Genomic DNA, 8245 nt, shown 5'->3' on the forward strand with positions numbered 1-8245 from the left:
GATGAACCCGGTGGAAACCACCCTGACCCATCCCGGCGCATTCGGCGCCGCCGAACCGCACGCCACGCTGCGGTCCGGCGCGCCGGGCGGTGTGCAGATCGAACACCTGAGCGTGCGCTATGGCGCACGCACGGTGCTGGAAGATCTGTCGCTGTCGATCGGCGCCGGTGAGTTTCTGACCGTGCTCGGCAAGAGCGGCTGCGGCAAGACCACGCTGCTGCGCTTCATCGCCGGGTTCGTGAAGGCCGACGGCCTGACCGGCACACTGACCGTGGCCGGACGCGACCTGACCCATGCGCCGCCGCACAAGCGCAATCTCGGTCTGTTGTTCCAGAATTACGCTCTGTTCCCGCACCTGTCGGTGTTCGAGAACGTCGCATTCGGGCTGCGCGCCCGCGGGATGGCCTCGTCCGAAGTGACGCGACGCGTCGCCGACGCGCTGAAGCTCGTGCAGCTCGGCGATGCGGGCCACCACCTGCCCGCGCAACTGTCGGGCGGGATGCAGCAGCGCGTCGCGCTGGCCCGCGCGCTCGTGATCGAGCCGGACGTGCTGCTGCTTGACGAACCGCTGTCGGCGCTCGACGCCAACTTGCGCGCGTCGGTGCGCAGCGAGCTTAAGGCGCTGCACGAGCGCCTGCCGAACCTGACCGTCGTCTGCGTGACGCACGACCGCGACGACGCGCTCGTGCTGTCCGACCGCGCGCTGCTGATGCGCGACGGCCGCATCGCGCAGCTCGGCACGCCGCAGCAGTTGTACGACGCGCCACAGGACGGCTACGTCGCACGCTATCTTGGCCCGGCGAACCTGCTGCCGCCGCGCGTGATCTTTCCGCTCGGCGATCCGCGTCACGAAGTGCGCGACAAGGTCGCGTGCGTGCGCCCCGAGCGCCTGACCGTGATGCCGCTCGCGGCGGGCGGCCTGCACGGCACGGTGTCTTCCGTCGAATGGCAGGGCGCGGACCTGTCGATCGCGGTCGTGATCGACGCGGCGCCCGACGAACCCGTGCGCGTCACGATGCAACGCGGCCGCGGCGCGGCCCCCGAGCGCGGTGCGCGCGTTTCCCTGCATTGCGAGGCAGACGATGTCGTCCTTATCGAGCCCTGAAGCCGGCCTGCCGCCGCACGTGCTCGCGTCCGCCGCCGCGCACGCCGCTGCCGCGCGGCGCCGCAAGCGCAAGGGCGACCTGCACCTGGCCGCACTCGCGGTCGTCGTGCTCGGCCCGCTCGTCGTCTATCCGCTGGTGCAGCTCGTGCTGCTGAGCGTGTCCGGCGATCACGGGCTGAGCTTTGCCGCGTACCGCACGTTCTTCGGCAACCCCGATACGCGCACCGTGCTGCTGACGACAGTCGGCGTGCTGTTCGCGAGTGCCGGCACCGCATCGGTGCTCGGCGTGCTGCTGGCCGCGCTGCTGTTCTTCAAGCCGTTTCCGGGCGCATCGCTCGTCACGCGTTTCCTGGAACTGTACGTCGCGTTCCCGTCGTTCCTCGTCGCGTTCACGCTGATCTTCCTGTACGGCTCGCAAGGCTCGATCAGCATCGCGCTGCAACACCTGTTCCATCTCGAGAATCCGCCGCTCGATTTCCTGTTCGGTATCGGCGGCGTGATTCTCGCGCAGACCGTGTTCTATACGCCGTTCGTCGTGCGGCCGACGCTCGCGTCGTTCGCGACGCTCGACCTGCGGCTGATCGAGGCGGCACGCAGCCTCGGCGCGTCGGGCTGGATGCTTGCACGTCGCGTCGTGCTGCCGATCGCGTGGCCGGGCATTGCCGCCGGCACCGTGCTGTGTTTCCTGCTGACGCTGAACGAATTCGGGATTCTGCTCGTGCTCGGCAGCGCGCGGCTCGTGACGCTGCCGGTCGCGATCTACAGCAGCGCGACCGTCGACCTCGACCTGCCGACCGCGTCGGCCGGCGCGGTCGTGATGCTCGCGCTGTCGCTGGCGCTTTATGCGGTTTATCGCCGGGTAAACCGGCGTGCGACGGGAGGGAACGATGTCCGCTGAATTCCGTATCGGGCAAGCCGTGCCGCGCCATCAGACCGGCTGGGGCGACACGCTGCTCAAGCATGCGTCGCGCGCGGCGCTCGCGCTGGCCGCGTTCGCCTGCTTCTGGCTGTTCGTGCTGCCGGTCATCGTCGTTGCACTGTCGAGCGTGTCGACGCAGTGGTCGGGCACGATCCTGCCGGCCGGCTACAGCCTGCGCTGGTTCGAGCGGCTCGGGTCGCAGGAATACGATGCGCTGCTGACGAGCCTCGAAATCGGCTTCGGCGTGTCGGCGATCGGCACGATCCTCGGGCTTTGGCTTGCCCTTGCACTCGAAGGGCGTGACCAGCGCGGCCTCGGCGCTGTTGTCGACGCGCTCGTGATGGTGCCGAACGGCGTGCCGAGCGTCGTGCTCGGGCTCGCGGTGCTGATCGCGTATCACCAGAAGCCGCTCGATCTGTCGAGTTCCGCCGCGATCGTCGTGCTCGTGCAACTCGCGCTGATTCTGCCGTTCTGCTATCGCTGCGCGGCCGCCGCGCTGCGCCCGGAGCTGACCGTGCTGCGCGAAGCCGCGGCGAGCCTCGGTGCGCCGCCCGCGATGGTGCTGCGCCGCGTGCTGCTGCCGCAACTCGTGCCGGCGCTGCGCGCGAGCCTCGCGCTCGGCTTCGCGTTGTCGCTCGGCGAGCTCGGCGCGACGCTGACCGTCTACCCGCCGGGTTTCGCGACCGTGCCGATCGTCGTGATCGGCCAGGTCGAGCGCGGCTACTACCTTCCGGCATCGGCGCTGTCGCTGCTGATGCTCGGCGCGTCGCTTGCGGCGCTGCTGTTGATCGCCGCGCGTGTGCCGCGCGGCAAGCGGGCGGCATCATGAACGCCGCGTTTGCATTGCGCCATCCGGGTGAAGCGTCGGCGAGCGGCGCATCGCCGGATCTCGCGGGACGCTCCGTCGACGTCAACGGCCGGCGCTACCGGCTGCCGGTCGAGCCGACCGTGGTCGTCTGCGTCGACGGCTGCGAGTACGACTATCTCGAACGTGCGGTGGAAGCGGGCGTTGCGCCGTTCATCGGCCGGATGATCGCGGAAGGCACGGCGTGGCGCGCCGATTGCGTCGTGCCGACCTTCACCAACCCGAACAATCTGTCGATCGTCTGCGGCGCGCCGCCGTCGGTCCACGGGATTTGCGGCAACTATTTCTGGGATCCGGCCGCCGACGGCGGGCGCGGCGCCGAAGTGATGATGAACGACCCGGCCTATCTGCGTGCCGGCACGCTGCTCGCGGCGGCGTCCGACGCTGGCGCGCGGGTGGCCGTCGTGACGGCGAAGGACAAGCTCCGCCGGTTGCTAGGCTGGCAGATGAACGGCATCTGCTTTTCCGCGGAGAAGGCCGCGCAGGCGAATCTCGCGGAAAACGGCATCGTCGATGTACTCGACTGGGTTGGCCTACCGTCGCCCGACGTGTATAGCGCGGCGCTTTCCGAATTCGTGTTCGCGGCCGGCGTGCGGCTTGCGCAGACGCGGCAAGTCGATCTGATGTACCTGTCGACCACCGATTACGTGCAGCACAAGTGCGAGCCGGGCAGTGCCGGTGCAAACGCGTTCTACGCAATGATGGACGGCTATCTCGCGCAGCTCGACGCGCTCGGCTGGGCGATCGGGCTCACGGCCGACCACGGGATGAACGCGAAGCATGATCCCGCGACCGGTCGCCCGAACGTGATCTATCTGCAGGATGCGTTCGACGGCTGGTACGGCGCGCAGGCCGCGCGCGTGATCCTGCCGATCACCGATCCGTACGTCGTGCACCACGGCGCGCTTGGCTCGTTCGCGACCGTCTACCTGGCACCCGGCGTCGACCGGACCGAAGCGATGTGGCGCGTCGGCGGGATCGACGGCGTGGAGCTCGTGCTCGACAACGCGGAAGCCGCCGCGCGCTTCGAATTGCCGGCCGACCGGATCGGCGATCTCGTCGTGATCGGTCGGCGCGACATGACGCTCGGCACGCGCGAACGCGAACACGACCTGTCCGGCCTGACCGTGCCGCTGCGTTCGCACGGCGGCGTGTCCGAGCAGGAAGTGCCGTTGCTGTTCAACCGTCGGATCGAGCGGGGCGATCCTGCACGTCGTCCGCGCAATTTCGACGTCTTCGATTTCGTGCTGAACCGGGTCGCGTCATGATGGCTCATCCCCGACAGGATCACCTCGCCTTTCGCACCGAAGCGCTGCGCTGGTGCGGCACGCGTGCGACGCGGGACCGTGTTCTCGACGTCACCGATCCGTACACCGGCACGCGTGTCGGCACGGTGCCGCTGGCGAGCATCGACGACGTGCGCGCCGCGTTCGACTACGCGATGGCGTACCGGCCCGCGCTCACGCGTTACGAGCGTTCGCAGATTCTCGAACGCGCGGCGGCGCTGCTGCGCGAGCGTACCGAGGAAGCATCCGACCTGATCACGCTCGAATCGGGGCTGTCGAAACAGGATTCGCGCTACGAGATCGGCCGCGTTGCCGACGTGCTGAAGTTCGCGTCGGTCGAGGCGCTGCGCGACGACGCGCAAAGTTTCTCCTGCGACCTGACGCCCCACGGCAAGGCGCGCCGCGTGTTTTCGCAGCGACAGCCGCTCGACGGCGTAATCGTCGCGATCACGCCGTTCAATCATCCGATGAACCAGGTCGCGCACAAGATCGCGCCGGCGATCGCGACCAACAACCGCGTGATCGTGAAGCCGTCGGAGAAGGTGCCGCTGTCGGCGTTCTATCTGGCGGACCTGCTCTACGAGGCCGGCCTGCCGGAGCCGATGCTGCAGGTGCTGACCGGCGACCCACGCGAAATTGCAGACGAGCTCGTCACGCATCCGCACGCATCGCTGATTACCTTTACGGGCGGCGTGTCGATCGGCAAGGCGATCGCCGCGCGGGCCGGCTACCGGCGCATCGTGCTGGAGCTCGGCGGCAACGATCCGCTGATCATCCTTGACGATGCCGATCTGGAGCGTGCCGCATCGCTGGCCGTGCTCGGCTCGTACCGGAATTCGGGGCAGCGCTGCACGGCCGTCAAGCGGATCCTGGTACAGCGCTCGATCGCGCCGGCATTCACCGAGTTGCTCGTCGAGAAGACGCGTGCATGGAAATATGGCGATCCGTTCGATCCCGCGAACGAAATGGGCACGGTGATCGACGGCGCGGCGGCGCGACTGTTCGAGGCGCGGGTCCGCGAGGCGGTCGCACAGGGTGCGCGCTTGCTGATCGGTAACGTGCGTCGGGGGGCGCTCTATTCGCCGACCGTGCTCGACAACGTCGATCCTTCGATGACGATCGTGCGCGAGGAGACCTTCGGCCCCGTATCGCCCGTCATCGCGTTCGACACGATCGACGACGCGATCCGGATCAGCAACGGGACGGCATTCGGGCTGTCGTCGGGTGTCTGCACGGACAGCACGGCGGCCGTCGTGCGGTTCGTGAACGAGCTGAACGTCGGCACGGTGAATGTATGGGAGGTACCCGGATACCGGATCGAGCTGTCGCCGTTCGGCGGGATCAAGGATTCGGGGCTCGGTTACAAGGAAGGCGTTCAGGAGGCGATGAAGAGCTTCACGAACCTGAAGACGTTTTCGCTGCCTTGGGAGTGAACGAATGGCATTGACGGTGGAAGAGATCCACGGGCTGTATCGCGAGCATGGCCATGTGGCCTATAGCGGTGAACCTGTCACGCAGTTCGAGCATGCGTTGCAGAGCGGGTTGCTGGCGGAGGAGGCAGGCGCGGACGAAGCGCTGGTTGCGGCGGCGTTCCTGCATGACCTGGGGCATCTGCTGAATCGGCAGGGCGAGACGCCGAGTGCGCGCGGCATCGACGATCTGCATCAGTATTACGTGTTGCCGTTCCTGCGGCCGCTGTTTTCCGACGCGGTGCTGGAGCCGATCCGGCTGCATGTCGACGCGAAGCGGTGCCTGTGCCGCACGGACGCTGGCTACTTCGAGAGTCTGTCGCCGGACTCGGTGCGCAGCCTCGCGCTGCAGGGCGGTATCTTCAGTGAAGAGGAGACGGCGGCATTCCTGCAGCGCCCGTTTGCGGAGGACGCGCTGCGTCTGCGCCGCTGGGACGATACCGCGAAGGAAGAGGGTAAGGTGACGCCTGGTCTCGATCACTATATGGAGATAGTGGCGCGCCAAGTGCGTGTGGCCTGACGATTCGGCTGCTTCTATATAAGGCCCCGCACGCGGCAGCGTGCGGGGCCTTATATTTTTTACGAAACCCCTTGCGCGATTGCCGGGAGCTGCTTAGAATCTCGCCTCTTTCGCGCTAACGGAAACGCAGCGCGGAGGAAGAAGGGAAGCGGTGCGATGGAGGGTGGGTTGTAGAGCCCCAGCGCACACGAAGCTGAACCCAGTCGTCGCAGCGAAGCAGTTCAAAAAGTTGTTGACTGACTGAAAAACACGGTTCATAATCTTGCTTCTCTGCTGCTGAAAACGCAGCGCTGCTGGGAAACTTCAGGTTTCTCGCAGAAATGCTCTTTAAAAATTAACAGCCGATAAGTGTGGGCGCTTGATGGAAGCGAGCTGATCCTCGGATCAGATAGCGAAAGTATCAAGAGTCTCACACTAAAGTAAGTCAGGTTTATGAAGCAATTCATATTCCTGTCAGCTTTGAGTGAGCGACCGGTTCGAAAGAACCGAAAACAGTAACAGGTTTAAACTGAAGAGTTTGATCCTGGCTCAGATTGAACGCTGGCGGCATGCCTTACACATGCAAGTCGAACGGCAGCACGGGTGCTTGCACCTGGTGGCGAGTGGCGAACGGGTGAGTAATACATCGGAACATGTCCTGTAGTGGGGGATAGCCCGGCGAAAGCCGGATTAATACCGCATACGATCTACGGATGAAAGCGGGGGACCTTCGGGCCTCGCGCTATAGGGTTGGCCGATGGCTGATTAGCTAGTTGGTGGGGTAAAGGCCTACCAAGGCGACGATCAGTAGCTGGTCTGAGAGGACGACCAGCCACACTGGGACTGAGACACGGCCCAGACTCCTACGGGAGGCAGCAGTGGGGAATTTTGGACAATGGGCGAAAGCCTGATCCAGCAATGCCGCGTGTGTGAAGAAGGCCTTCGGGTTGTAAAGCACTTTTGTCCGGAAAGAAATCCTTGGCTCTAATACAGTCGGGGGATGACGGTACCGGAAGAATAAGCACCGGCTAACTACGTGCCAGCAGCCGCGGTAATACGTAGGGTGCAAGCGTTAATCGGAATTACTGGGCGTAAAGCGTGCGCAGGCGGTTTGCTAAGACCGATGTGAAATCCCCGGGCTCAACCTGGGAACTGCATTGGTGACTGGCAGGCTAGAGTATGGCAGAGGGGGGTAGAATTCCACGTGTAGCAGTGAAATGCGTAGAGATGTGGAGGAATACCGATGGCGAAGGCAGCCCCCTGGGCCAATACTGACGCTCATGCACGAAAGCGTGGGGAGCAAACAGGATTAGATACCCTGGTAGTCCACGCCCTAAACGATGTCAACTAGTTGTTGGGGATTCATTTCCTTAGTAACGTAGCTAACGCGTGAAGTTGACCGCCTGGGGAGTACGGTCGCAAGATTAAAACTCAAAGGAATTGACGGGGACCCGCACAAGCGGTGGATGATGTGGATTAATTCGATGCAACGCGAAAAACCTTACCTACCCTTGACATGGTCGGAATCCTGCTGAGAGGCGGGAGTGCTCGAAAGAGAACCGGCGCACAGGTGCTGCATGGCTGTCGTCAGCTCGTGTCGTGAGATGTTGGGTTAAGTCCCGCAACGAGCGCAACCCTTGTCCTTAGTTGCTACGCAAGAGCACTCTAAGGAGACTGCCGGTGACAAACCGGAGGAAGGTGGGGATGACGTCAAGTCCTCATGGCCCTTATGGGTAGGGCTTCACACGTCATACAATGGTCGGAACAGAGGGTTGCCAACCCGCGAGGGGGAGCTAATCCCAGAAAACCGATCGTAGTCCGGATTGCACTCTGCAACTCGAGTGCATGAAGCTGGAATCGCTAGTAATCGCGGATCAGCATGCCGCGGTGAATACGTTCCCGGGTCTTGTACACACCGCCCGTCACACCATGGGAGTGGGTTTTACCAGAAGTGGCTAGTCTAACCGCAAGGAGGACGGTCACCACGGTAGGATTCATGACTGGGGTGAAGTCGTAACAAGGTAGCCGTATCGGAAGGTGCGGCTGGATCACCTCCTTTCCAGAGCTTCTCGCAAAATTGAGCGCTCACGCTTATCGGCTGT

6 protein-coding genes and 1 rRNA gene are annotated in these 8245 nt (G+C 64.3%); all 7 read left to right on the plus strand.

From position 1 onward, the window contains the following. Nucleotide 1: 1 nt before the first annotated feature. The 7 genes from phnT (at nt 2) to WS75_RS10415 (ending at nt 8202) form a co-directional block, all read left to right on the plus strand. The gene (phnT, locus tag WS75_RS10385; RefSeq protein WP_059680396.1) at nt 2-1105 is read left to right on the plus strand and encodes a 2-aminoethylphosphonate ABC transport system ATP-binding subunit PhnT; all 1104 of its coding nucleotides are present in this window, start codon (nt 2-4) and stop codon (nt 1103-1105) included. Next, nucleotides 1083-2003: a 2-aminoethylphosphonate ABC transporter permease subunit gene (phnU, locus tag WS75_RS10390; RefSeq protein ID WP_059680397.1), complete on the plus strand. Its 921-nt coding sequence runs from the start codon at nt 1083-1085 to the stop codon at nt 2001-2003. The genes phnT and phnU overlap by 23 nt, the downstream gene beginning before the upstream one ends. Then, nucleotides 1993-2853 carry a 2-aminoethylphosphonate ABC transport system, membrane component PhnV gene (phnV, locus tag WS75_RS10395; protein WP_059680398.1) on the plus strand — a complete coding sequence of 287 codons (861 nt, stop codon included), beginning with the start codon at nt 1993-1995 and terminating at the stop codon, nt 2851-2853. Before phnU ends, phnV begins: the two co-directional genes overlap by 11 nt. Further along, complete coding sequence (gene phnA, locus WS75_RS10400) at nt 2850-4157, plus strand: phosphonoacetate hydrolase (protein ID WP_059680399.1); 1308 nt, start codon at nt 2850-2852, stop codon at nt 4155-4157. Before phnV ends, phnA begins: the two co-directional genes overlap by 4 nt. Continuing rightward, the gene (gene phnY / locus WS75_RS10405; protein ID WP_059680400.1) at nt 4154-5608 is read left to right on the plus strand and encodes a phosphonoacetaldehyde dehydrogenase; all 1455 of its coding nucleotides are present in this window, start codon (nt 4154-4156) and stop codon (nt 5606-5608) included. Before phnA ends, phnY begins: the two co-directional genes overlap by 4 nt. A gap of 4 nt (nt 5609-5612) precedes the next feature. Next, complete coding sequence (locus WS75_RS10410; protein ID WP_059680401.1) at nt 5613-6164, plus strand: phosphonate degradation HD-domain oxygenase; 552 nt, start codon at nt 5613-5615, stop codon at nt 6162-6164. Nucleotides 6165-6669: 505 nt separating this feature from the next. Further along, nucleotides 6670-8202 (plus strand): 16S ribosomal RNA (locus WS75_RS10415). Nucleotides 8203-8245 lie beyond the last annotated feature (43 nt).

The organism is Burkholderia sp. FL-7-2-10-S1-D7 (assembly GCF_001524185.1).
Taxonomy (GTDB): Bacteria; Pseudomonadota; Gammaproteobacteria; order Burkholderiales; family Burkholderiaceae; genus Burkholderia; species Burkholderia diffusa.